Origin of the sequence: Candidatus Atelocyanobacterium thalassa isolate ALOHA, from assembly GCF_000025125.1 — a bacterium.
Classification (GTDB): Bacteria; Cyanobacteriota; Cyanobacteriia; order Cyanobacteriales; family Microcystaceae; genus Atelocyanobacterium; species Atelocyanobacterium thalassae.
Map to the genome: position 1 here is coordinate 365,770 of NC_013771.1, position 26,245 is coordinate 392,014.

Below are 26,245 nucleotides of genomic sequence, written 5' to 3' on the forward strand. Positions count from 1 at the left end.
TTAGTTGTATAGGTTGTAATGAATATTTATTATTTTTTAATCTAGAGCACAAGATAATGTAATAAGAAAAAATTTCTATTCATATTTTTATGATTAAATTAATATTTTAGGAATAAAGATGTAAACATTAAAAATTGTTATTTTTTAGCTTTAAGCAATCTTGCAGCTAAAGCTCCTCCTAAAAAACCAAACAAATGACCTTGCCAAGAAATACCTGGTTGTGAAGGCAACAATCCAATAATTAGTCCTCCATATAGACAAAATATCAAGATAGATACACATATTGAAATGATTTGCTTTTGAAAATAACCTCTCAGTAATAAAAATCCTAAATAGCCAAAAATCAGTATACTTGCTCCAATATGAACAGAGTTTGTAGGACCAAATAACCAAACACCTAAACCGCCTATTATTGTAGTTAAAAGAGTTACAATCCAGAAATCCTTAGTTCTGTGAAGCATAACAAAGGATCCCAGAACTAAAAAAGGAATAGTGTTATTAATTAAATGAGATAAATCTCCATGTAAAAAAGGTGCAAAAAAAATACCTCGTAATCCCTTTAAAGTGTGAGGTTGAACACCTAAATTATCTAATTTTCCATGAAAAATAAAAATATCAATCAGCTCTACTATCCAAAAAATACTTACAAAACTTCCCAAAATGATAGCTTGTGTTTTAAATTTTTTAGAAAAGCTATTTTTAAATAATTGCCCCATAACGTTTTTAAGTAAAAATATTATTAACAATAATAACTATTAGTGGTACATTTCATATAAATATTTAGTACTATAAAAGATAATGGACTTTATCAAGATAAAGGGAATTCGCTGCTATGGTTATACCGGATATGTACCAGAAGAGAAAATTTTAGGACAGTGGTTTGAAGTTAATCTTAGTTTAGGTATGGATTTACACGTTTCAGGAATATCTGACTCAATTGAAGATACTTTAGACTATTGTCATGTAATTAATACCGTTAAAGATCAAATTACTTCTGCTAATTTTTCTCTTATAGAAAAATTAGCAGAAGTAATAGCTCAAAAAGTATTATCTTTCCCAAAAGTTAATGAAGTTAGGATTAATCTAAGTAAACTCTCGCCTCCTATTGATAATTTCGAAGGTAGAGTTACTATTAATATTACTCGGAAAAAAGAAGATAACATATAAATTATATAAGATTGTCTTTTGACAATAAGTTACAACAGAAAACATAATTTAATTTATTAACTAAAAAATATTTTAAACATTATCTAATCAATGCTAATTAGTGTTTTGATCGATTATTTAACAAAATTAAATATTTAATTAAATTATCAATAACTTTTATTTTATGAACATTAATTCTGAAATTAGCAGATTATTAGATGTAATGCCTGCTTCGGGTAGAATGTTAACTAAGATTGTCAGTAAATCAACTCAATCAGAGGTAATTAGGATACCTTTTGCATTTCCTTGGAACAGAAGTAAGAGACTGATTTATATTAATTTTGATCTTTGGTATCAATTAACAGAAGCCCAGCGAGATTTACTGATTTTACGTGTAGGCTTCCAGTTACAAGATGTTTATTCATTTAAATTAAATTTAAACCAATTTATTTTATCTCTCGGTGTTTTAGAGTTATTTATTAAAGTCCTACAAAGAGATACATTAGGAATTTCTATATTTGGAATATTAATTATCATTTTTACGAAACAATTTTGGTATGGTAATCAAAATATTCAAAAAGAATTAGATTTTGATAAAGATACAATAAAAGCTTCTCTTAAAAGAGGATATAGAAAAGATGACGCAGCGAAACATCTCTTAGAAGGCATTAAAAAGATAGCTAAACTAGAAAGTCATCCTAAATTAGAATCAAAAATTCGTCTAGAATATCTTCAATCTTTTATTAATTAATTACTTTAATAGTTTTTAGATCTTGATTATCACATCCAGCAATTATTCCTCCCTGTTGTTTAATTTTTACCAAATATTTAATTGCTTCGCCGGTAATAATTTCTCCTGGCATTATTATAGGTATCCCTGGAGGATAAGGACATAAAACTTCTCCACTAATTAATCCAGCACTCTTTTCAATAGGAACAATCTTTTTAGAGGCAAAAAAAGCATCTCTGGGAGACATGTTGAAACATGAGAAAACTTTTGATTCATAAGATAAATAAGGTATTGATAGTTCTGAACATGATGAAAGTGTCATCTCCTTAAGTCCTATCAAAGCTTTTACTAAAGATATGATATCTTTTTTATTATTTCCTATCGAAATAATAAAAGTTAGAGATGAAAGCATAGGAAGTTCTGCTGTAACGTTGAATTTTGTTCTCAAAACTTTATCAATCTTCCAGCCACTAACTCCTAGAGAAGAAATATCAATTGTCAGTCTAGTGATATCTAAATCATAAAATTCTGGTTTCTTATTTATTAATTCTAAAGTAGAAAATCCGTTAATATTATTAATTTCGCTTCTTGCTAATTCCGATAATTTTATGGTTTTATTTAATAGTTTTTGACCATCAATCATAATCTGCTGTCTTGCACCATCCAAAGAAGCTAATAATAAGTTACTAGGACTGCTAGATTGCATCAACTGTAAAGCTTGATTAATTTTATTCTCATTAATTAGATTACCCTGTAAATGCAACATTGAGGCTTGTGTTATTGCACCTAAAACTTTATGTGTGGATTGAATGCTTAGGTCGGCTCCTTCTGACAATGCTGAAGAAGGTAGAGCTGAATGAAACTGAAAGTGTGCCCCATGTGCTTCATCTACTAGTAAAGGAATGTTATAAGAATGAGTAACTTTTACTATTTCTTTGATATTCCCACAAATACCATGATAAGTAGGATGGATTATTAAAACAGCTTTGATATTACCATGCCTTTTCAAAGTTGCTTTTAAAGATTTTGGGGTAATATTCAGAGGTAAATCCCATGTAGAATAACATTGAGGATATAAAAAAACAGGAATCGCCCCAGACAAAATTAAGCCGGTAATAACTGAATGATGAATATTTCTTGGTACGATAATTTTGTCGCCTGGATTACATACTGCTAAAATCCCAGCAGCTATACCACAACTTGAACCATTAACAAGAAACCAAGTTCGTTTGGCTCCAAAAGCTTCTGCAGCAAGATCTTGAGCTTCTTTAATTGCTTCGTCAGGAACAAACAAGTTGCCTAATTCTGGTAATTCAGGCAGATCTGATTTGAATACTTTCTTTCCGAGTAAGGATAACATTAATTCACTAATCCCTTGACCTCTTTTATGTCCAGGAGCATAAAAAGCTGCATCGTTTCGTCTTCTTAAAACATTTAAGGCCTCAATTAAGGGAGCTCTATTTTGATTACTAGAACAGATATTGTCAAATATTGTCATTTACTTATTATAAGAAAGAATAAATTCAGTAGTTAAAAAACTATTTAAAGGTTTATTACTAGATTTTTGAAATTTATAAAATTTATTTTTATTTTTATTATTTGATAACAAAAAATAATATGAAAAGTATTGTTTAAATTTTTTACTTGCAAGATATTTTTAAGATATTTTAAAATTCTTGTTTTTTTTATAAATTATGTAATTTATTTTTGTATAACTATTAATGCTTTAGTTAAATATTTTTATTGTTAGAAAACATATTATTTTTTAATAAAATACTTGAAAGATATTTAACTAATATGCAATTTTAAGAGCTTTAATGTTATTAATTGATATTAAAGCTCTTAGAATTGTTTTCTTAATTAAATAAACTATTTAAGAAGAAAGATTTCAATTAATGTTAATTGTAAGAAATCAAAATAAACAAATAAATAAATAATCTTTATTTATAGAAGATTATTTATTTATTTAAAATCAGAGTATCTATTCACTAAGTGCAAAAGTATAAGAAAAATCATAATATAAATGAACAAAAATCTAACATAATATGACTTTTGTTTAAAGTAAGTTTTTTACTTAAAACAATCCTTCTTTTATAATCAAAGAAAGGCTTATTAGATTCAATTCTTTATTAATAACATGGCACTGCTTACTACAGGGAAAGGTTTTATTCGTGACTTAGAAAAGTCAGGTGCACTTGGAATATTTACTCCTTTAGAGGGAGGGTCAGAAGGACGTTACCAAAGACGTTTACGACTTAATGGATATGATAGTTTCTCTCTTACTGCGAAAGGACTTGGGGATATAGAAGCTTATCTTACAAAAGTTCACGGAGTATCTGTTCCTCATTTAGGTAAAAAAAACATTGGCCAAGAAGCTGCGGTAGGTCCAATATATTTTGTTCCTCCAGTTGCTACCTATAAATTAGATAATCTGTCTCCAAAATCTAAGGGATTAATTTTATGGATTATAGAAGGTCACGTCTTATCTAGAGACGAATTAGAATATCTAACAAATCTACCTCACCAAGAACCTCGAATTAAAGTTGTTGTTGAGTTAGGAGGTGAGCGTTATTTTCGCTGGGAGTCTTTAGAGAAAATTGCTCAAGCGGTTTAATACAGTTAAGAAGTTATAGTCTTCTGGTAGTTAGAGGATTACAACTTCTTAACATTTAAAATTTTTAAAGATTTACTATCCTCGGCAAGGAAGGCTAAATTATTAGCTATTAATATTCTTCAAATAATATTCAATCACTATATATATTTTTTTTCTCTCATACAATTATATAATTTTATTAACTCAGCTCTTGTCGGCCAGCCAAAGCTCTCGCTAAAGTTATTTCATCTGTATATTCTAAGTCTCCACCTACTGGTAAACCAAAAGCAATACGTGTAACTTTTGTGAAAGCTTTTAGTACCTGACAAAGGTATAGAGTCATAGTTTCTCCTTCAACTGTTGGACTAATTGCTAGGATTACTTCTTTTATATTTTCCTGAGATACACGCCTTACTAATGGCTCAACGTTAAGTTGCTCTGGACCAATACCATCTATAGGAGACATGATTCCTCCTAGTACATGGTACATTCCTTTATATTCTCTAGTTTTTTCTAGAGCGATAACATCTCGAGAATCAGCTACGACACATATAAGATTTGAATCTCTATTCGTATTACTACAAATCTCACAGATAGGTTTTTCTGAGAAATGAAAACATTTTGTACATAAACCTGTACGTTGTTTTGCATTTATTAAAGCTTTAGCAAAGGCTTGAACTTCAGACTCGGGTAGTTTAAGAATATAAAAAGCTAATCTTTGTGCTGATTTAGGACCAATTCCTGGCAAGCGTTGCAATTTTTCAATTAAACGGGCTAGAGGAGGTGTGAAAATAAGAAACTACTCCTAACTTAATAAAGTACATATAATGCTGAAACAGCTAAAAATACAATTAAACTACTATAAATTATTATTTTACTAATTTAATTTTTTAATTTTATCAGTTTTAATATCTAATTTTGCATTTTCTTTTGTATGCTGATTTTCATCATTAATTAATTTAATGGGCCTTTTATAACGAGGTATTTTTTGTGTTGGTGCTTCAAGGTCTTTATCCCATCCCCAACAATTTCGTGAAGGAATAAATTTAAAAATTCCTTGAATAAACCAACGAGAAGGCATACTATCTTTTGATATTTTAGGATTAAATCTAAAAGGTATTGCTTCATCTTGACGTCTCATCAAAACTGGAAGATGAGATGCTTTGAATTTTCCCTTAGGATCATTAGCATTTTGGTTTCGGTATACGGAAATAACTGGAGTTCTAATTTGTGGAACAAATTGCCAAACCCCTCTGAATTTAAACATTCCTGACTCTTCTCCCCAAGAATTTTGCTCTTCCCAAGCAGCAACTTGAAAATAAATTTGGGGTTCTTTTCGAGGTATCATCAAGAACTTGGGATAAACACGCAAAAATAGAGTTTGATCAGGATTAGAAGATATTTGCTTAAGCCAAGCTTGATACTTATAGCCAGTAACAAATAACTTATAACATTTTTCTCCTAAACGAATAAAAAAATGACCTTCTTCATCTTGTTCAGGCCTCCCTTTAAGGGTTCCAATAGCTTGAAAAAGGATAGGATTTTCTTTGACTTCAAGTTCAGAAATTGAAGATTCTTTAGATTTAGTAGGTTTTAAGATCCCAGTAACAAGTTCTTCAGGGACGGACATTTTTACGTTTCCCAATAGTTTTTTGTGATTTATCTAGCTAAATTTATCTAAATAATAAACTCCTAGATACAATAAGTCTAGGGGTTTTATAGTATAGCCTTTGCCATAATTATTCTACACAAGTCGTTTAAAAAAGTGTTTTAACTAAAGAATGCATTTAGGTTTAATAAGAATAATTTTTGATTTATTAACAGAAAATATCTAGTATAAGATAAGCACTTTTACAAAAATCAGTTGCATCTACTTAGTTATAAATATATATTTAAATAGTTTTCTCATTAAATAGTATCCATGATTTAAATAATACTAAAGTTATATAGTATAGTACAGGAAGCAAATTTTAAAAGATTTATTAACTCTATAATTTTCAATTTTTTTAGGGTAATGATTTTTATTAAAAATTTTTAGGAGCTAATTTAATTTATAGGCTAAGTAAAAATAAGAGTTTAAAAAATTTTGCTCTTAGTCTCTAGAATAATTATATCTTTTATAGCTAATATTTAGATATTTATAATAAATATGTAATAAGGTTATCTTAAATTTAATACAAAAAATCTTAAAAAGTGTCTAATATAAAATTTGTATATACAGTTTTCTAATTGAACTACCTATTATTGTTCATTACGTTAAATTCATTATTTATTAGCTGATATATGTTTAAGATAAAACTTTTACAGCCTGACTTAGTATTAGGTGACACAGTTCTTGACTTAACACAGGAGATTCTTGATCAATACGAAATTAAAGGATTAATTTTAGATGTTGATGAAACTTTGGTTCCTCTCACAAAATCCTTCGTTTCAGAAGAACTTAGACATTGGATAGATAATATTAAAGCAAAAACTCCTATTTGGTTAGTTAGTAATAATCTTAGTAGAAATCGCATTAGTTATATAGCTAGTACATTAAAATTACCCTATTTATCAGGAGCTGGTAAACCTTCTAGAAGAAAACTTCGTAAAGCTGTTAGTACTATGGATCTGCCGGTATCACAAATCGCGATGGTGGGTGATCGATTATTTACAGATGTTTTAGCTGGAAACCGTTTAGGAATGTTTACCATTTTAGTTAATCCTATCCAAATCTCTAAATCTCATCCTATTCAAGATTTAGAGATTTGGATATCAAAAAGATTGGGAGTATCTCTTACATCCTCAAAATATAAATTGGTGAAAAAGAATAAAAACATTACAGATTAAAGAAAATATCAATTATTAAAACACGAAACAAATTTTTGAGATTAATTTCAAAAATCTTAAACTCTTTTGTCATACACTCAGGTTGCACCTCAATAAGGAGCTATAAGATTATCTAAGACTATTTTTAACTTAATAATTAACCTTATAAAATTTTTGGCTTAGTAATGAATAATAATATTTTATTTTGTATTGAAAATTTGTCTATCAAGTATCCTGATAATAATACTCGGGCAGTAAGCAGTATCTCTTTTAACCTGTATGAAGGAGAAAGAATTGGATTGATAGGAGAGTCTGGTTCTGGTAAATCAACTGTAGGAAAAGCTATGTTGAATCTGTTACCAGAAATGACTACGATAGAAGGCTCTATAAAATTTAATAATCAATCAATTTTTAGTTTAGATTATAAGCAGCTAAGGCATTTGAGAGGAGAACTAGTCGGTCTGGTTTTTCAAGATCCAATGAATCGTTTTAATCCAATAATGACTATTGGAGAACATTGTGTTGAGACGCTACAAGTCCATAATCATAAATTATCTTACAGATCTGCAAAAAAAATTGCTATGGATATGTTGGCAAAAGTAAAAGTTAATTTTTGTTGGAAACAATATCCTCATGAGTTAAGTGGAGGAATGAGGCAAAGAGTAGCTATAGCTATGGTTTTATTATTAAAACCTAAAATTATAATTGCTGATGAACCAACTACTGCTCTTGATGCTACTGTAGCTAACGAAATATTAGAAGAATTAGTTTCTTTATGTAAAGAACAAAATATGGGATTATTAATGATTTCTCATGACTTAGCTATGGTAGGTAAGTATTGCAATCGTTTAGCAGTTATGAAGCAAGGCGAAATATTAGAAATTGGGGAAATACCAGATATTTTAAATTATCCTCAACATCATTATACAAAATCACTGTTAAGTATAGCTTTACGTACACAAAAACAAGACGACTATACAAACATAAAAGTGGATAAACAAAGTAAAGTATCAATAAAACCTTTATTAAGTATTGAAAACTTAAAACAATACTTCACTATCCAACAAAGTTTCTTTTTGAAAAAAACACAGATAATTAAAGCTGTAGATAATATTAGCTTTGATATTTTTCCTGGAGATTCCTTAGGATTAATAGGAGAATCTGGCTGTGGAAAAAGTACTTTGTCCAGAACCATATTACAACTATTAAAAGCCACATCAGGAACTATTAACTTTCAAGGACAAGATCTAACACAACTATCTAGAAAAAAGATGCGTTTCCAACGACGTCATTTGCAAATGATTTTTCAAGATCCTCAAGCTTCTTTGAATCCTCTTATGACAATTGGAGAAAGTATCGCTGAGCCTTTAATTGTCCATGGTTTAGCAACTAACAAAGAAGCAAAAGAGAAGGCATATGAAATGCTCGAAAAGGTAAAATTAAACTTAGCAAGTAACTACTATGATCGTTATCCTAATGAAATTTCAGGAGGACAGCAACAAAGAGTTGCTATTGCTAGAGCACTTATCATAAAACCTAGTTTAGTTATTTGCGACGAACCTGTTAGTATGCTTGATGTCAGTATTCAAGAAGAGATACTTGACTTGATGTCTGAATTAAAAGAAGAGTTCAAATTAACATATCTTTTCATAACACATGATTTATTAGTTGCTCGTTCTTTTTGTAATAAAATAGCTGTCATGAAGCAAGGTAAGATAGTAGAAATAAACGACACTAATAGTATCTTCACATGTCCTGTACATCCTTATACAGTTAAACTTTTAAAATCTATACCTCTATTATCATTATAAAAATAATTGACTTTTGGCACTTAAAATATTGATCTTGCCAAGCAACATATAGTTGCTGTTTATGATAAAAAAAGCAATCAGTATCTTAACAATATTTTTAGATCAAAGTAGATTGTTATTATTTAATGCTAAATTTTTTAAATTTATTTTAAACTACACTTTTTCACAATCTTAATGATTTCATGGTTTAGATGTTATTTCAAAGTAACCATAATACATTTTGAAAGCCACGTATCGGATTTGAACCGACGGCCCCATCATTACGAGTGATGTGCTCTACCAACTGAGCTAACGTGGCTTAAACCATGTAACACTATATCATATTCAAGAAGTTAAGTTACCTAAGAAATATAGGTATTTATTTGAATAATATAATTTTTAAATTTCAAATAAAAGATTTGAAAATCATTGATAAAAAAATATTATTTAGAATAGATAAAATCAATTGCTATGTACTAAGCATCTATTGATATATGTCTTATATATCAATAGATAAGAACTCAAAGTCCAAAATTATTTTTAATACGATGGAATACCAAGAGAAGTACCTTTTTTCTAGTAGATAGCTTTATACATTAGTTCAAGTATATTAATTCTTACCATTTATTTTTTAACTGACTTTTGTAGTATCTCTTTTTACTCTACGAATAGGAAGGTTAGCTATTAATGCCGTCATCCGTTGATCGCTTTCTAAAGAGAATTCCATTTGTTCAGAATCAATATCTACATAACGTTTTACTACTGCTAGTATATCGGCTCTCATAGCTTCTACCATTTCTGGATTTAGATCAGCACGATCATGAGCTAAAATAAATTTTAGACGATGTTTAGCATCATCTCCACTTTTAAGAGAACTTTTCCAAGGAAATATTTTTTCGAGTAAATCAATAATCATGACTATAATTTAAATATGATAAAACTTTTACTTTTTGAAAAAACTAATTAAACGACTAAACAAGTTTTCTTCAACTGCCATAAAGTCGAGAAAAGGAATACTTTTTCCATTTAATCGTTCTGCAATATTAACAAAAGCTGTTGCAGGTAAAGAATGATTTTCCTCTAGTACTAGAGGTTCTCCTTTATTTGTTGAAATAATTATTTTTTCATCATCTGGTACGATGCCTAATAGAGGAACTACCAGTAAATCTAAAATATCTTCGACTGCAATCATTTGATTAGACTGAATCATTTTGGGTTTAATTCGATTAACTATTAAATGAATTTTTTGAATATCTTCACTTTCTAAAAGTCCTACCACTCTATCAGCGTCACGAACTGCAGCCATTTCAGGAGTGGTAACTATTACGGCTTCATGTGCAGGAGTAATAGCATTTCGAAAACCCATTTCAATACCTGCTGGACAATCAATAAGAATAAAATCAAATTTTTTATCTAGTTCAGCTACTAACTTCTTCATATCATCAGGGCATATAGCCTCCTTGGTACGATTTTGAGCTGCTGGGAGCAACATTAAATTAGGCTGACGCTTATCTTTGACTAATGCCTTATCAATAGTGCAATGTCCCGCTAAAACATCAACAGCAGTATAAACTACTCTTTGTTCTAATCCTAAAAGTAAGTCTAAATTTCTTAAACCAAAATCTGCATCAACTAAAACAATTTTAAATCCTAGATAAGCTATTGCTGATCCTAAATTCGCGGTAATAGTAGTTTTACCAACGCCTCCTTTTCCAGAAGTAATTACAATTACACGACTCATGATTAAAAACTCTACTATATAGTATGAAATATTTATTTTACATGGCTAGGGATTTTTTTTCAGTCCATTTTTCTTTTTTATTAGTAAAAATATGAGTTTTGTTAAAATTAATAGCTGATTTTAAATGTATACCTTCTTTACTTAAGTAGGCTATTTCTGGTTCTAGTATATCTGGAGTATCAGAAGGAGGTCGAGCAACAGCTACGCCTATTCTGAGTTGTGTAGGTTGCATCTTGAGAGCCATAACACAAAATTCTGAATCTCCTTGTGCGCCTGCGTGAGCAATGCCTCGCAAACATCCCCATATAATAATGTCACCATCAGCAATTATTTCTCCTCCTGGATTAACATCTCCTTGAATAATAATTGTTCCCGGATGACGAATAACTGTACCAGAGCGAATAGTTGTTTTCAAATATAGAGGTTCCTTTAGCCCGCTTTTTTGAGTATTCTCTACAGAACAATCTTGTCTATCAAGAGCTTGCTGCTTAACGGAATAACCTATAGTAGCAGCAGTTACGGCAGTTTGACGACGACTGGTACAAATACATATTAGTTGTAGTTCTAAAGTATCTAGTATTTTACCTATGCTATTAAATTGCCGACTATCGAGTAAACGATTCTTTGTTATTAAATGTACTTCTGTGCCAGAATTCCAAGTTCCTTTATGATGCTTTAAACAACATTTAAGATCTTGCAAGTGTTCTATCCAATCTTTATCTTTGGTATTAGGCTCAATATCCGGTAAAGTTAAATATAGTTTTTCTCCTACTCTTTGCAAATGAACTTGAGAATACGTCGTATTACCAGATCGTTCAGTATTTGTTTGAGAAGTAATGTTCTTAGAACTCATACAATCAACTCTTTAAAAAATGATAAGCATCAGCTTATCATTAACTGATGCTTATCATGTATGTTTTTTAAATAATCAATTACCATATCTGGATTATAGACTAACGCATAGTAACAAATTCTTCGGCAGATGTCGGGTGGATTCCGACTGTCGCATCAAAAATTGCTTTAGTGGCACCTGCATTAATTGCAATAGCTATACCTTGAATGATTTCGGAGGCATAATTACCAACCATATGGGCTCCTATTACGCGATCGCTATCTTTATGAACAATTAATTTCATTAAAGTTTTTTCTTCTTTCTCTGGTAAAACATAATACATTGGACGGAATTGACTTTTATAAACTTTTATTCCATTTTCTCCATATTGTTCACTAGCTTCGAATTCTGTTAGGCCAACAGTAGCAGCTTCCGGATTACTGAAAATTGCAGAAGGAACATTCTCATAATTCATGATTCTTGTACTTTTACCAAAATGAGAATCTGCAAACAATCTACCTTCATTAATAGCAACAGGGGTCAAATTGATACGATTAGTACAATCTCCTACTGCATAGATATTGGGTTGATTCGTACAATTGTATTGATCAACGACAATAGCTCCTTTATTAATTTCAATATTAATGTTTTCCAACCCTAAGTTATCTAAATTAGGCTTACGTCCAGTTGCTGCTAACCCGATAGTATCTGCTAAAACAATTTCATTGTTTTTATTACCTTTTGTAGAAATTTTTAAGCCTTGAGGTGTTTTTTCTATACTAGTAACTTCAGAGTTTTTAAGAATTTGAATATTATTATTCTCCATAGATTGTTGAATAGCTAACCTAAGATCATCATCAAATCCTCGTAGTATTTTATCTCGTCTAATGATTTGAATTACTTCTGATCCCAAGCCACGCATAATGCAAGCAAACTCTACACCTATATAACCACCACCCCAAATAACAATACGCTTAGGTTGTTTAGGAAGATTAAAAATATCATCAGAAGTAATGGTATGTTCAATACCTGGTATGTTAGGTTTCACAGGATATCCACCAACAGCAATTAAAATTTTATCAGCAGTAACCTTATCTTTCCCTACTTCTATAGTGTGATTATCAATGAATTTTCCACGACCTTGAAAAATTTTAACTTTTGAAGTGTCTAACATCTTCTGATAGATACCGTTTAATCTTTTGGTCTCATTTTGGATAGATGTAATCATTTTTGGCCAATCTAAAACGCTAGACACATTACTCCATCCATATCCCTGGGATTCTACAAACGACTCAGGAAAATGTGAAGTATAAACCATTAATTTTTTTGGAATACATCCACGATTCACGCATGTTCCGCCTAAACGATCATATTCTGCTAAACCAACTCTCGCTCCATATCCAGCAGCTCTTCTGGCAGTTGCTATACCTCCTGAACCTGCACCAATAACGAATAAGTCAAAATCATATTTCATAGTGATATTCATCTCCCAAAACAGTAGGATGCCTAAAATTTTTTAATATTATTTCTTATTTATTTTATCCTCTGTAGGGAAGATTTCTAACAATTTATTTATACATAGTTACATCCTTCTGATAAAACTTGAAAAAAGAAAAACTATTACACCAATAAAAAACAAAGTTTTGATTAATATTGAGCAATAAGATTTTCCTTAACTTAAAAAAATACTAATATTATTTTTGAATATTAATAATTATATGACAAATATCACTATAAATTATTTCACAAGGTTCGCAAGTATGAACTCTAATACACAAAGTTGTATTTTTTAAAAAACTAATATAAAAGATAAATAGCGCATCTTATGATCGTAAGTTATACTGTTAATTTCATTAAAAATTGACATGGTAAGCGATAAACTTATTTTCTATCAAAACGTTCTTGGCTCTCGCCGTTTAAGTAACTTTTTTTGGGCAGTAGTAACCATAACAGGTGGTATAGGTTTTCTTTTAGCCGGACTTTCTAGCTATCTAGGTATAAACCTATTAGTTGTTAGTGACACATCATCTCTTCAATTTATTCCCCAGGGTATTACTTTGATATTTTATGGAATAATAGGTTCTCTACTTTCCTTATATCAATGGTTTATGATCGTTTTAAATATTGGTAGTGGTTACAATGAATTTAATAAGAAAACTAATATAGCAACTATTTTTCGTTGGGGTTTTCTTGGTAAAAATCGTCGTATCGAATTTACTTGTCCACTAGAAGATGTAAAAGCAATCAGAGCAGAGATTCGAGATGGAATAAACGCCAAACGAAAGTTGTATCTCAGAGTTAAAAACAAACGAGATATTCCTTTAACTCGCATTGGAGAACCCATGTCTCTTTCTGATCTAGAAAACCAAGCAGCAGAGTTAGCAAGTTTTTTATCAGTTCCTCTTGAAGGGATTTGATTATTTGATCTTAAAAAAGTTTTTATTTGCTCTCTCTGTCAGAAATTTTTAAACACTTTGATATTCGAAAAATCATATGATAAAAACGAGAAAAAATTACTTAAGGACTTTTTTAAATATAATTTTTATTAGCAGTCTTGTACTTACAGGATGTAGCGAAATATCAAGTAAATTCAATAGTTCAGATTCTAAAAGAGAAATTAATAGTACTCAACAAATGCATCAAATAGATGTGAATAACTATACACCTAGACTTGATAGTACTGCAGTTGTTGAAATGAGTATTAATGACTCTTCTATAATTATTGAGATTAACGGCCGAGAAGCTCCAATTACAGCAGGAAATTTTATAGATTTAGTAGAACGTGGTTTTTATAATGGTTTAGTGTTTCATCGTGTAATTAAAGATCCTACGCCCTTTGTTGCTCAAGGTGGTGATCCCGATGGAACAGGGATGGGAGGTTTCGTAGATCCAAAAACTAAGCAAAGAAGATATATTCCTTTAGAAATTAAACTAGAAAATGACGAAAAGCCTATTTACAACCAATCTTTAGGAATTCAAGGATCGGCATCTCCAAAGTCAGTAGTCTTAAAGCATAAAAGGGGTTCAGTAGCTATGGCTCGTTCGGCAATGCCTGATTCTGCATCTTCTCAATTTTATGTAGCTTTATCAGATTTAGATTTTCTAAATGGAGATTATGCTGTCTTTGGTACAGTAATCGAAGGGATGAAAATAGTTGACAATATTAAAGAAGGTGATCGAATAAGTTCTATGCACGTAATTTCTGGTCTAGAAAACTTTAAAAAATAAGTTCTGCTTACGATGTAATGGCAACATTATTAAGTTAAGAAATTTTTCTTAATAGTCAATATCTAGATAAGATATTCAAAGCTTAACTATAAGTTGAATAATTGAAATAAAAAGCTAAATCATCTTCATGCTTTGACTTAAGAGAAGTTATTAATATTTAATGTAGATTATTAGGTATTTTACACTCTCATGGTAGTGTATTTTTATAATTTCAAAAATTATTGTAATACTTATAATTATATTTTTTAGTATTCAACATTATTAAAAAATTTTAAGTATAAGTTGGTACTACTGATATTTTTTATCGTTTATTATTTCTCAAATTCAATCCACGCTATATTGTAATCCCCTTTAGTTATGATACAGAAGGAATCTGTTGATTTAACAATTAGTCTTAAAGATAGTAAATATTATCTCAATCGTGAACTAAGTTGGTTAGAGTTTAATTATCGTGTTCTAAATGAAGCTTTAGACACTCGTACACCTTTATTAGAAAGGCTTAAATTTACTGCTATTTTCAGTTCTAATCTTGATGAATTTTTCATGGTGCGTATAGCAGGATTAAAGCAGCAAATTCAAGCTGGGGTTACTAAGTTAACTTTTGATGGATGTACTCCTTTAGAACAACTAGTAGCTATAAGTGAGCGTCTTCATTTTCTAATTAAAGAACAAGACTATCTTTTTGAATACACTTTAAGGAATCTTTTAGCTGTTCAGGGAATCCACTTAGTAAACTATATAGACCTTGATCAAAAGCAACGTACATATCTTCATCAATACTTTGATGAAAATATTTTTCCAGTTTTAACTCCTTTAGTAGTTGATAAGTCACACCCCTTCCCTTATATCTCTAACTTAAGTCTGAATTTAGGTGTTGTAATATGTAACCCTGAAACGAAAGAGGAGCATTTTGCAAGAGTCAAAGTTCCTAGTGTATTACCACGCTTTGTAGCTCTTCCTCAAAGACTTTACAGTCAAACAAATAATAAATCTATAGTTTGGCAGGGTATACCATTAGAACAAGTCATTGCTCATAACATTGAAGCTTTATTTTCTGGAATGATAGTACAGGAATGTTACCCCTTCCGAGTAACTAGAAATGCTGATTTATCAGTTGAAGAAGATGAAGCAGATGATTTATTATTAGCTATTGAACAAGAGTTAAGGAAGCGTAATATAGGCAGATCAGCAGTACGTCTAGAAGTTCATGCTTCGACTCCTACATTAATTAGACAGCAATTAGTTGAAGATTTAGAGCTAGAGGAAATAGACGTATATGATATTCAAGGACTATTAGGTTTAAAAGATTTATTGTATTTTTTATCTCTTCCTTATCCAAAACTAAAGTATGAAAGTTGGAGTTCTATAGTTCCAAAAGATTTAAATAAAATCAAGAAAATCACTAGCAGCAATAATCAAAAAATTGAGTCTAACGAAAAAGATATTTTTTCTTTAATTCGCCAATCAGATATTCTAGTTCATCATCCTTATCAATCTTTTAGTGCTTCTGTAGAACAATTTATCGCCCAAGCTGCTTATGATCCTAGTGTTTTGACTATTAAAATGACTCTATATCGAACTTCAGGGGATTCTCCTATTATTGAAGCATTAATTGCAGCAGCTGCTAATGATAAACAAGTAGTTACTTTAATAGAATTAAAAGCCAGATTTGATGAAGAGAATAATATTATTTGGGCTCGCCAACTTGAACAGTCGGGAGTCCATGTGGTTTATGGTTTAGCAGGATTAAAGACGCATACTAAAATTGTCTTAATTGTTCGAAAAGAAGGAGAAAAAATTCGCCGTTATGTTCATATAGGCACGGGAAACTATAATTCCAAAACAGCTAATTTATATACAGACGTAGGATTGTTTAGTTGTCGTGAAGAATTAGGAGCAGATCTAACAGATTTATTTAATTTTTTAACAGGCTATTCTTGTCAAAAACTTTATCGCAAATTGCTAGTAGCTCCAGTTAATATGCGTGATCGTATATTATCAATGATTAATAGAGAAATTACTCATTGTCGAAAAGGAGGTAAAGGCCATATAGTTGCAAAAATGAATTCATTAGTAGATCCAAAAATTATTGAAGCTCTCTATTTAGCTTCTCAAGTTGGAGTTAAAATTGATTTAATTATCAGAGGAATTTGTTGCCTTAGACCTGGAATTAAGGGAATCAGTAATAATATTAGAGTTATTAGTGTAATAGGACGTTTTTTAGAACATTCACGAATTTTTTATTTATACAATGGTGGTAAGAAAGAAGTTTATATTGGCAGTGCAGACTGGATGACACGTAATTTTGTTCGCCGTGTCGAAGCTATCACTCTTGTTAACGATCCTAACATTTCCTATAAATTAGAGGAAATATTGAGAATAACATTGGAAGATAATTCTCAAGCTTGGCAATTGTCTTCTAACGGTAATTATATAAGACGTTTCCCCATGAGTAATCAGTATGAAAAAAACTCTCAAAAAATATTCATGGAAATGGCATTAAAGTCTATACTCTAAACTTATTAATGCGAGTGATCTTTGTCTTATGATTTTTTACCAATTTTAGGTTCTGTACCTTTTGAAAGGCGTACTATATTCTCTCGATGTCGATAAATTACATATATTCCTATACTCATCATAAATAAACAATAAGGTAAAGGTTCATTGGATCTAATAGTTAATAAATTAGCTATTAAAACACCTACAATAGAACTTATTGAAACAATACGAGATATAAGTAATGTAATTAAAAAACTTATTAATGTGCCCAAAGCAACTATAGGATTTAGAATTAATAAAACTCCTAAACTCGAAGCTACAGACTTACCACCAGTAAAATTTAGGAATATAGATTTACTATGGCCAAGTATAACGGAACTTCCCCCTAAAATTTCTAACCAAGGGTTCCATGTCGGATTAAGAATATCTGACGTAATATTAGAAATTATAAGTTTTGTTATCAGGACTCCTGTCATAGCTTTTAATATATCTAATACCAAAACTACAATGGCTGCTTTTTTACCAACATTTCTTAATATATTGGTTGCTCCTGTAGACCCTGAACCATAATTACGAATATCAATCTTCTTTAAGTATAATCCTGCTATGTAGCCTGTAGGGAAAGAGCCACAAATGTAACAAAGTAAGAATATGAATATTGTAATTAACAGAGTCATAAGTTAGTAATTAATATAAAAGAACAAAATTTAAATTTGGAAATAAGTATCTAGCTGTTATGAATAATTAATAAAAGCAAAATATAGTGGAAATTGAAGTAAAAGAAGATTAACTTGCTCTTCTGCTTCATCAATAATGATAAGTGGTAAGAATTTATCATGGATCAATTTTTTAGCTCTCTGAGCCAAAACTTCGGAAGATTCAAATAATGTAATTCTTTTATCCGGACCAAAGTCACTGCGAGAAATACCTAATGATTCCTGTAATCCACGCCTCCACTCTCCTAGCCTTTCTGGCGTACTGGCTAAAACCAGAATTTTATTATCATTACCATAAAGTTCATTCAGTATAGAAACTATTGCTGATGCTACTAGCATATCGTGTAAACGGTTTCCTGTAGAGTTAATTGCTCCTTTTCCACCTCTCAAAAAGAACCATTGTTTAACTTTCTCAGCATGCATCATCTCAAATGTTCGACGCAGTTGCCATGGTGCACCGTAATAATTAGGCTCTGTTTGATAATTTTTTATAGCTCTCTCAATCTGTAAATGCTGTTTTATGAACCTTTGTGTTGTGAAATGGTTTTTCAAGGTATTTTTTTGAGGAAGTATTTCAGTATTCTGAAAAGTGTTTATTGGATTTTCTTTTTTTGACAATTTTAATTGTTCAGCAGTCTCTGTCAAATCCTGCAGACTACCTACTAAGTATTTTTTAAACTCCTGTACTCTAATTGCCAAATCTTCAGAAACCCCAGCGAAATTGGTTCTCATTTCCTCGCGAATCTTGTTTCTACGACGTTCTAGCTTTTTGATTGAAATTATTAATATTTGTTTTTGTTCTTTAAGCTCTTTTAATCCTTCTTGAACTATTTCTTGTAATATTTGTTTCGCTGAAAGATCATTCACTATATCTTCATTTTTAGCAATAGCAAGAGATCTCTCGTGTTTTAAAACTTTCAATTGTTCGATTAATTTCTTAATTTGATTTTCTAAATCAAAAATATTTTTAGAAAGTTCAGAATTGGTTATGCTGCAAAATTGTTTTTTTTCACATGTATGAGAAGAATTGTCAGAAACATTATGTAATATTTTTTTATTTATGCTCTTATCAAGAGACTGTGAAAAATTAGATTCCATAGATATAAATTTATTTTTTAAGATCTAAGTATTTATATAAAGTTAAGAATTAGAGCTAGGATAACTTACTTTGAATAAAAATAGCTATCGTTGTATAAGAACTTATCTAGAACTTAATTAGTAGTTGAATCTAATAAAAATTGCATTAAGAAAACATCATATCGAACATTAGTGAGTTGAAAATATAAATAATTTTTATTAAGTTATAACAATATCAGATCATAAAAACACTTTTCTTTACTAAAACTATTTCTACTTATCACATTATTATTTAATGCTTAGACTTTTATTTTTATCGACTCCTGTAGGTCCCTTAGGTTCAGGTATAGGCGGAGGTGTCGAATTAACTTTATACAACCTTGCTAAAGAAATGAATAAAAGGGGACATCAAGTGAAAATTATTGCGCCCCAACAATCCAGCTTGCCTTACATTACTTGTCAAGAAATACCAGGTATTTGGCAAGAAATGATCCAGAGTTCTAAGAGAGATACCCCTATTATTTTTCCGCGAAATTCAGTTTTAGCAAATATGTGGAATTCTGCAAAAAAAGTAGAAGATAATTACGATTTGATAGTTAATTTTGCTTTTGATTGGCTTCCACTATATTTAACTCCTTTTTTTAAATGTACTATTGCTCATTTAATTAGTATGGGATCAATGACAGAGGCTATTGATGATATGATTCGCCAAGTAGATATATCTTTTCCTTATACTATTGGTGTACATACTCAAGAGCAAGCAAAAACATTTCCTTTCTTAAAGAATTTCTATATTTTAGGTAATGGCATAGATGTACCTCTATACAAATTTTGTGATAACCCAAGTAACAGTTTTTCTTGGATTGGTCGTATCTCTCCTGAGAAAGGTTTGGAGGATGCCATTCTAGCGGCAAAAACCGCTAACGTAAAACTAAAAATTTTTGGGAAAATCCAAGATATTGACTATTGGAATAATATTCAAACTAAATACTCAGACGTTGATTTTCAATATGAAGGATTTTTTGATACAAGTAAACTTCAAGAAAAAATAAGAGTAAGTAAAGCTATACTAGTGACACCAAAATGGATAGAAGCGTTTGGTAACATCATTATTGAATCTCTAGCTTGTGGAGTTCCTGTTATCGCTTATAAACGAGGTGGTCCAGCAGGGTTGGTGAAAAATGAAGAAACAGGTTTTTTAGTAACTCCCGACAATATTAGTGAATTAGTTCATGCCATTAAGAATATAGAAAAAATTGATAGGAAAAAATGTCGTGATTATGTAGAAATCAACTATTCTCTAAAAGTTTTAGGTGATCGCTTTGAAGAATGGATGCTAATGTTGAAAAAATAAATAAGACCTAAAACTAACATTTAAATATTATTTACTTAATAGCTTTAAAATCTGTAAAATATAGTTATTGTAATAGTAGTAGATAGTTAATTCTTTTTTTATTATTGAGTTCAAGATTTGTTTTAGTAGTGATATTGAATTTAATTTAAAAAAAGTTATTACGATAAACTAATATAACTACTAATTTTTTGTTAAGTTAAAAAGAGTAAGTTAAATTTCCTCCATGGCTTTGAAAATATATAACTATGAGCAATGTTATTCTTGATGTTTCTAATCTTCGTGTTGAGTTTTACATCAATAGGGAACTAAATAAAATTGCTGTAGATGGTATCAGTTTTCAGTTGAAACGAGGAGATATACTAGGTATTGTTGGAGAGTCTGGCTCAGGTAAATCTGTTACTTCTTTAGCCATTATGGGTCTACTTCAAAGATCTGGGAAAATTGCCTTAGATAGTCAAATAAGGTACTACTTAACACAACAAGAATATATTGAAACAACCAAATTAAATTCTAAGGAATGGACTCAATATCGTGGCAAAAAAATTGCTATGATTTTTCAAGAACCCATGAGTTCCTTTAATCCTTTATACACAATCGGTTACCAGCTGCTTGAAGTCATCGAACTTCACCAAACTCTAAACAAAAAAGAAGCTAAAAAAAAGGCTGTTGAGTTGTTACAATCTGTAAAAGTCTTAGAAGATGATATTACATTAGAGAAAAAGTATTTTTCAGAGAAGATAAAGACAAAAAAATTAAGATTTAAATCAAAAAATAATTTAGAACATAGACAAATTCAATCATATATAAAAAAGCAAAAAGAAACTTTTTTGCAACGTTATCCGCATGAACTCTCGGGAGGCCAACTTCAGAGAGTTATGATTGCTATGGCTATTTCCTGCAAACCAGATATTTTAATTGCTGACGAACCTACAACAGCTCTTGATGTTACTGTTCAAAAAACTATTCTGAAATTATTGTTAGGTTTATGTAAACAAAATAATATATCTATGATTTTTATCTCCCATGATTTAGGTGTTATTAATGAAGTTGCTGATAAAATCCTGGTTATGTATAGAGGAAAAATAGTAGAGAGAGGGGAAAAGGATCAAATTCTTTACCACCCTAAACATGACTATACTAAGGGGTTGATTGCTTGTCTTCCTCCTTTGAAAAACAAAATAGACAGGTTACCTATAATTTCAAATTTCTCTAGCGATAAGCAAACAGTCGATCTCTTTAAACAAAAAAAATTAATTGATAGAATAATTTCAAACAAAGAAATTCAAGATAGAGAAAAAGATGTTATTGATAAAAAAGTTTTACTATCAGTAAAAAATTTAACTGTTGAGCTTAATAAAGCTACCATACTTAACAATATAACTTTTGAAGTATATACAGGTGAAACTTTAGGCTTGGTTGGTGAATCTGGATGTGGAAAATCAACTTTATCAAAAACAATTTTAAAGTTACTTGAGGCGAAGCAAGGAAGTATTCTATTTGATAAATATGAAATATTAAAATTTCCGGATAATAGTAATTTTTTACGGAAATTAAGAAAAGATATACAAATTATTTTTCAAAATCCTTATAATTCTTTAAATCCTCGCTTAACTATCGGACAAACAATTATGGAGCCAATGATTATTCACAAGACAGAAAAAAAATATACTAAAAGAAAAGAAATTGTTGAAACACTACTAAAATTAGTTGGCTTGGAAGAGACAAGTTTTGAACGCTACCCTCATGAGTTTTCAGGTGGTCAAAGACAGAGAATATGTATTGCAAGAGCATTAGCATTGAATCCTCGTTTTATTATCTGTGATGAATCAGTATCGGCTTTAGATGTCTCCGTACAGGCACAAATCTTAAATCTACTAAAAGAAATACAACAAAAATTTAAATTAACTTGCATCTTTATTTCTCACGATTTAAGTGTTACAAGATTTATGAGTGATAGAATTATGGTAATGAGAAAAGGTGAAATTATTGAGTTGGGAACAGCAGAAGAAATAGTTAATACACCTAAAATAAAATACACAAAAGAACTTCTTGATTCAGTTCCACAATTTTCTAAAAATAAATAATTAACTTTACTGTTTACATAATAAAATTATTTTTATTATTAAGAAAAGAAAAATAAGGACTATATTACTAATGGAACAATATTAGGTTGAATATTTCTTTTAATTCAAAGAAGGTAAGCTGAAGATTGTCTTGTTAAAATTATTGAAAATTGTTAATTAAAATGTTTTCGAAAAAGTTAACTTAATATTTCACTTCATTGTATTTTTTAATAATGCCAATCTAATTCATATTATCAGTATCTGATCTATAATAGAATTTTATATATAACATAATTTTTCTAGAGTTTATAAATTTAAAAAACTATTCAAATTAGATTTAACAAATCTAATTAATTTTTAAGTAAAATATTTAAAGTAGTTTCATATCAAAATACTTTCCCCACAATAAATTTTTTTAAAAAATATGTTAAATAAAATTATATTTTTTTGTATAGTTTCTTTATTTTTTAATTTTTCTGAGACTATTGCTCTTGGTCTATCAACTCCAGATTTCGTTATATCTCGATATTCTTCTGAAAAAAAACTTGACAATTTATTACGTCAAGGACGAAAGTACGCCGAAAATAAAGATTATCAGAGAGCAATTGATATTTATAAAGAAGCATCAACTTTAGACAAAAATAATGCAAGAATATATTCTGGAATTGCTTATCTATATACACAACAGAATAATTTTCAAGCTGCTGCTCAATACTATAGAAAAGCTCTTTCTATTGATTTAAGTAATGTAGATTTTTATTATGCTTTAGGTCATAGTTTAGCTAATATTGGAGATAACGATAATGCAGCTACAGCATACTACTATGCTGTACAGCTTAATCCTAAGTCTGTTAAGAGTTATATCGGATTAGGCGTTGTACTTCTACGAAAAGAAGATTATGATGGAGCTGCTGAAGCGTATAGAAGGGTTATGACTTTAGAACCAAATAATCCTAATATATTTTCTATTATGGGAGCCTCGTTATTACAGCAAAAAGAATTTAAACAAGCCATTAAATATTTGAAAAGTGCAGTTAAGCAATTTCCACGTGATACTGAATTAAGGATGTTATTAGCTACTGCTCTATTGCAACAAGGTCAAATTTTTTCTGGGAAAGAAGAGCTTAGAATAGCAGAAAAAATTGATCCTAAAAATTTAAAAATTCAGTTAAAAATTGCCGGTATATTAGAAATCCAAAATAATTTAGAAGAAGCTTTAAAAATTTATAAACGAATTTCTTATTTTAACAAACAATCTTCAGAAGCTCATATGGGAATTGGACGTATTCAAATGGCACAAAAAGATTTTTTAAGAGCAACTATTACTTATACAGATCTGATTAGTATTATTCCACAGAGTCCTCTTCCTTATTATTATCTAGGTATTACTTTTAAAGAAAGAAAAAAAATTAAAGAAGCAGAAAAAGCTTTGAAACAAGCTCTTCATCTGTATCAAAAGTATGACAATACAAATGGTATACAAAAAACTAACGAACTATTGAAAAAACTTAGTAACCTTTAATATTAGAGTTATTAATATGCATCATTTGTCAAAATAATATTAAACAAAGACAAGAATCAAATATTTTTTGTAACATAAAATGGTATCGAAAGAATTAATATTATTTTTCTGCTGTACGAATTCATGTATGAAACAAGTGACGCGATAGAATTAAACTTTGTTGATTTAGGCTGGTCTTTCGGTATAATGGCTGTTGCTATAGCTTTATCAAATTGGCAAAAATTAGGATTGGAAAAACAATTACTGCTTGCTACAGGAAGATCTTTTCTTCAGTTACTAGCTTTAGGATATTTAGTTTCTACTATTTTTGATTTAAATCATCCTATACCTATAGTAATTATTCTTGGAGTAATGCTGTTAATTGCTACAAAAGCTACTCAAGAACGTATTGATCATAATGGAAAAAGCTTTTTTTTTATGATTTTAGGTTCTTTGCTGGTCAGTAGCTTGTTTACTCTAAGTTATGTTTTTTCTTTAATTGTTCATCTTAAAGTCTGGTATTCTCCTCGATATCTTATTCCTTTTACTGGAATGATCCTTGGAAATGCTATGAATAGTGCAGCTTTATCTGGTCAACATCTTATTAGGAGTATTAGACAAAATCATCGTGAAATAGAAACATATTTATGTCTCGGAGCCAGTCCTAGACAAGCAATCATCAATTATAAATATGAATCCATACGTATCAGTTTGATTCCTATTTTAAACCAGATGATGGTAGTAGGGGTTGTAAGCTTACCTGGGATGTTTACTGGACAAATCTTAGGAGGTTCTGATCCTTTTAATGCCTCTTCTTATCAGATCTTAATTCTTTTTATGATTGTTTTAACGAATATATTAACTTCTATCTTAGTGACAGAAGGAATCTACAGGAAGTGTTTTAATAAAAACGCACAACTGATAGTTTAAATTTTTATATAAAAATTCTTAAAGAACTTAATTATGCACAATATTATTATTTTAATTGTTTGTCTTTCTATAATTGCATGGATATATTTATTATTATTTAGAGGCAAATTTTGGCTAAATAATGAAAAAATTTCTCGAAGTTTCGATTGTCTTGATGACTATCCTTCTGTTTGTGCCATAGTACCTGCTCGAAATGAGGCTGCAGTTATTGCTACTAGCTTAAAGTCTCTTTTGAAACAAAATTATCCGGGGAATTTTTCTATTATTTTAGTTGATGATCAAAGTACTGATAACACAAAGGATATCGCTAAACAAAGTATAGAAAGTTATGATAATTCTCATGATTTGGAGATTATTTCTGGAATACCTCTTGCAAATAAATGGTCAGGAAAATTATGGGCAATGAAACAAGGAATTGATAAAGCTAACCACCTAAAAAACAAACCAGATTATTTTCTTTTTACTGATGCAGATATTAAACATCACACAAATAATTTAAAAGAACTTGTTACTAAAGCAAAAAAAGAGAATTTAGCTTTAGTTTCTTTAATGGTGAAGCTAGAATGTAAGAGTCTATGGGAAAAACTATTAATTCCTGCATTTATATTTTTCTTCAAAAAACTTTATCCCTTTTCTTGGGTTAATAACTATTATAAAAAAACCGCAGCAGCAGCTGGAGGCTGTATACTAATTAGTCGTTTTATTTTAGAAGAAATTGGTGGTCTTGAAGTGCTCAAAGAAACTTTAATTGATGATTGTTCTTTAGCGACTTTTGTTAAGAAAAAATTGAAAGATAATAAACAATATGCCGATCAAGGAATTTGGTTAGGACTAAGCGAGAAAACGGTTAGTCTACGTTCGTATGATAGGTTAGAACCTATATGGAACATGGTGGCAAGAACTGCTTATACTCAATTAAAGCATTCTCCGCTTATGTTAATAGGAACTTTAATAGGTCTGGTTTTCATATATTTAATAGGACCCATTAGTTTTATATACGGAACAGTAGTTTATGACAAAACACTAATAGCTCTTGGAGCAATTAACTGGTTTTTAATGACTCTTGCTTATTTTCCAACTGTTCTATTATATAAATGCTCACCTTTATGGGCTTTGAGCTTACCATTTACGACTTCTTTATATGCCGCAATGACTTTTGATTCGGCTCTAAAGTATTGGAAAGGAAAAGGTGGAAAATGGAAGGGTAGAACTTATAGCTAAAAATTAATAATCGTCC

23 protein-coding genes and 1 tRNA gene are annotated in these 26,245 nt (G+C 29.9%); 13 read left to right on the top strand and 11 right to left on the bottom strand.

The annotated features are described in order from the left end of the window. Positions 1-137 precede the first annotated feature (137 nt). Positions 138-716, bottom strand: coding sequence for a rhomboid family intramembrane serine protease (locus tag UCYN_RS01575; RefSeq protein ID WP_012953744.1), 579 nt, complete (start codon positions 714-716; stop codon positions 138-140). An 82-nt stretch (positions 717-798) separates the two neighbouring features. On the opposite strand from UCYN_RS01575, the gene folB reads away from it, so the two are divergent. Both folB and UCYN_RS01585 read left to right on the top strand, forming a co-directional pair. After that, the gene (gene folB, locus UCYN_RS01580; protein ID WP_012953745.1) at positions 799-1,167 is read left to right on the top strand and encodes a dihydroneopterin aldolase; all 369 of its coding nucleotides are present in this window, start codon (positions 799-801) and stop codon (positions 1,165-1,167) included. A 163-nt stretch (positions 1,168-1,330) separates the two neighbouring features. Beyond that, positions 1,331-1,897 carry a DUF3318 domain-containing protein gene (locus UCYN_RS01585; RefSeq protein ID WP_012953746.1) on the top strand — a complete coding sequence of 189 codons (567 nt, stop codon included), beginning with the start codon at positions 1,331-1,333 and terminating at the stop codon, positions 1,895-1,897. On the opposite strand, the gene UCYN_RS01590 is transcribed toward UCYN_RS01585, so the two are convergent. After that, positions 1,890-3,374, bottom strand: coding sequence for an aminotransferase class I/II-fold pyridoxal phosphate-dependent enzyme (locus UCYN_RS01590; RefSeq protein ID WP_012953747.1), 1,485 nt, complete (start codon positions 3,372-3,374; stop codon positions 1,890-1,892). The genes UCYN_RS01585 and UCYN_RS01590 overlap by 8 nt on opposite strands. A 639-nt stretch (positions 3,375-4,013) precedes the next feature. Here UCYN_RS01590 and UCYN_RS01595 point away from each other — a divergent pair. Beyond that, a complete protein-coding gene (locus UCYN_RS01595; protein WP_012953748.1) occupies positions 4,014-4,490 on the top strand; it encodes an NAD(P)H-quinone oxidoreductase subunit N in 477 nt (158 codons plus the stop codon). Between the two features lie 178 nt (positions 4,491-4,668). Here the strand turns inward: UCYN_RS01595 and recR are convergent, their stop codons facing one another. Further along, positions 4,669-5,262, bottom strand: coding sequence for a recombination mediator RecR (recR, locus tag UCYN_RS01600; protein ID WP_071813722.1), 594 nt, complete (start codon positions 5,260-5,262; stop codon positions 4,669-4,671). Positions 5,263-5,346: 84 nt separating this feature from the next. After that, the gene (locus UCYN_RS01605; RefSeq protein WP_012953750.1) at positions 5,347-6,099 is read right to left on the bottom strand and encodes a hypothetical protein; all 753 of its coding nucleotides are present in this window, start codon (positions 6,097-6,099) and stop codon (positions 5,347-5,349) included. Between the two features lie 653 nt (positions 6,100-6,752). Here UCYN_RS01605 and UCYN_RS01610 point away from each other — a divergent pair. Together UCYN_RS01610 and UCYN_RS01615 are read left to right on the top strand one after the other, a co-directional pair. Beyond that, positions 6,753-7,298 carry a YqeG family HAD IIIA-type phosphatase gene (locus UCYN_RS01610; RefSeq protein ID WP_012953751.1) on the top strand — a complete coding sequence of 182 codons (546 nt, stop codon included), beginning with the start codon at positions 6,753-6,755 and terminating at the stop codon, positions 7,296-7,298. Between the two features lie 164 nt (positions 7,299-7,462). Continuing rightward, positions 7,463-9,088: an ABC transporter ATP-binding protein gene (locus UCYN_RS01615; protein WP_012953752.1), complete on the top strand. Its 1,626-nt coding sequence runs from the start codon at positions 7,463-7,465 to the stop codon at positions 9,086-9,088. Positions 9,089-9,313: 225 nt separating this feature from the next. Here UCYN_RS01615 and UCYN_RS01620 read toward each other — a convergent pair. The 5 genes from UCYN_RS01620 to gorA all read right to left on the bottom strand — a co-directional run bounded on the left by UCYN_RS01620 (position 9,314) and on the right by gorA (position 13,114). Further along, positions 9,314-9,386: transfer RNA gene (locus UCYN_RS01620), tRNA-Thr, on the bottom strand. A 312-nt stretch (positions 9,387-9,698) separates the two neighbouring features. Then, complete coding sequence (minE, locus tag UCYN_RS01625; protein WP_201763751.1) at positions 9,699-9,980, bottom strand: cell division topological specificity factor MinE; 282 nt, start codon at positions 9,978-9,980, stop codon at positions 9,699-9,701. A 30-nt stretch (positions 9,981-10,010) separates the two neighbouring features. Beyond that, the gene (gene minD / locus UCYN_RS01630; RefSeq protein ID WP_012953754.1) at positions 10,011-10,808 is read right to left on the bottom strand and encodes a septum site-determining protein MinD; all 798 of its coding nucleotides are present in this window, start codon (positions 10,806-10,808) and stop codon (positions 10,011-10,013) included. A gap of 37 nt (positions 10,809-10,845) precedes the next feature. Continuing rightward, positions 10,846-11,661 (bottom strand): septum site-determining protein MinC, encoded by an 816-nt coding sequence (minC, locus tag UCYN_RS01635; RefSeq protein ID WP_012953755.1) that lies wholly within the window; start codon positions 11,659-11,661, stop codon positions 10,846-10,848. Positions 11,662-11,761: 100 nt separating this feature from the next. After that, on the bottom strand, positions 11,762-13,114 hold the full coding sequence (gorA, locus tag UCYN_RS01640; RefSeq protein ID WP_012953756.1) for a glutathione-disulfide reductase: 1,353 nt from the start codon (positions 13,112-13,114) through the stop codon (positions 11,762-11,764). 391 nt (positions 13,115-13,505) lie between these two features. Here gorA and UCYN_RS01645 point away from each other — a divergent pair, with 391 nt between their 5' ends. The 3 genes from UCYN_RS01645 (at position 13,506) to ppk1 (ending at position 17,385) form a co-directional block, all read left to right on the top strand. Next, positions 13,506-14,057, top strand: coding sequence for a photosystem I assembly protein Ycf4 (locus UCYN_RS01645; protein WP_012953757.1), 552 nt, complete (start codon positions 13,506-13,508; stop codon positions 14,055-14,057). Positions 14,058-14,133: 76 nt separating this feature from the next. Continuing rightward, complete coding sequence (locus tag UCYN_RS01650; RefSeq protein WP_012953758.1) at positions 14,134-14,868, top strand: peptidylprolyl isomerase; 735 nt, start codon at positions 14,134-14,136, stop codon at positions 14,866-14,868. Between the two features lie 357 nt (positions 14,869-15,225). Further along, complete coding sequence (gene ppk1, locus UCYN_RS01655) at positions 15,226-17,385, top strand: polyphosphate kinase 1 (protein ID WP_012953759.1); 2,160 nt, start codon at positions 15,226-15,228, stop codon at positions 17,383-17,385. A gap of 26 nt (positions 17,386-17,411) precedes the next feature. Here ppk1 and plsY read toward each other — a convergent pair whose 3' ends face one another. Both plsY and UCYN_RS01665 read right to left on the bottom strand, forming a co-directional pair. After that, positions 17,412-18,044, bottom strand: coding sequence for a glycerol-3-phosphate 1-O-acyltransferase PlsY (gene plsY / locus UCYN_RS01660; RefSeq protein WP_012953760.1), 633 nt, complete (start codon positions 18,042-18,044; stop codon positions 17,412-17,414). Between the two features lie 57 nt (positions 18,045-18,101). Beyond that, a complete protein-coding gene (locus tag UCYN_RS01665; protein WP_012953761.1) occupies positions 18,102-19,181 on the bottom strand; it encodes a DUF3086 domain-containing protein in 1,080 nt (359 codons plus the stop codon). A 274-nt stretch (positions 19,182-19,455) separates the two neighbouring features. On the opposite strand from UCYN_RS01665, the gene UCYN_RS01670 reads away from it, so the two are divergent. The 5 genes from UCYN_RS01670 (at position 19,456) to UCYN_RS01690 (ending at position 26,229) form a co-directional block, all read left to right on the top strand. Then, positions 19,456-20,514, top strand: a complete 1,059-nt coding sequence (locus UCYN_RS01670; protein ID WP_012953762.1) for a glycosyltransferase family 4 protein — start codon at positions 19,456-19,458, stop codon at positions 20,512-20,514. Between the two features lie 245 nt (positions 20,515-20,759). Continuing rightward, positions 20,760-22,598 carry a dipeptide ABC transporter ATP-binding protein gene (locus UCYN_RS01675; protein WP_012953763.1) on the top strand — a complete coding sequence of 613 codons (1,839 nt, stop codon included), beginning with the start codon at positions 20,760-20,762 and terminating at the stop codon, positions 22,596-22,598. 403 nt (positions 22,599-23,001) lie between these two features. Continuing rightward, positions 23,002-24,099 (top strand): tetratricopeptide repeat protein, encoded by a 1,098-nt coding sequence (locus UCYN_RS01680; RefSeq protein WP_012953764.1) that lies wholly within the window; start codon positions 23,002-23,004, stop codon positions 24,097-24,099. Between the two features lie 123 nt (positions 24,100-24,222). Then, positions 24,223-25,008: an ABC transporter permease gene (locus tag UCYN_RS01685; RefSeq protein ID WP_012953765.1), complete on the top strand. Its 786-nt coding sequence runs from the start codon at positions 24,223-24,225 to the stop codon at positions 25,006-25,008. 33 nt (positions 25,009-25,041) lie between these two features. Beyond that, on the top strand, positions 25,042-26,229 hold the full coding sequence (locus UCYN_RS01690) for a glycosyltransferase (RefSeq protein WP_012953766.1): 1,188 nt from the start codon (positions 25,042-25,044) through the stop codon (positions 26,227-26,229). The last annotated feature ends 16 nt before the right edge of the window (positions 26,230-26,245 follow it).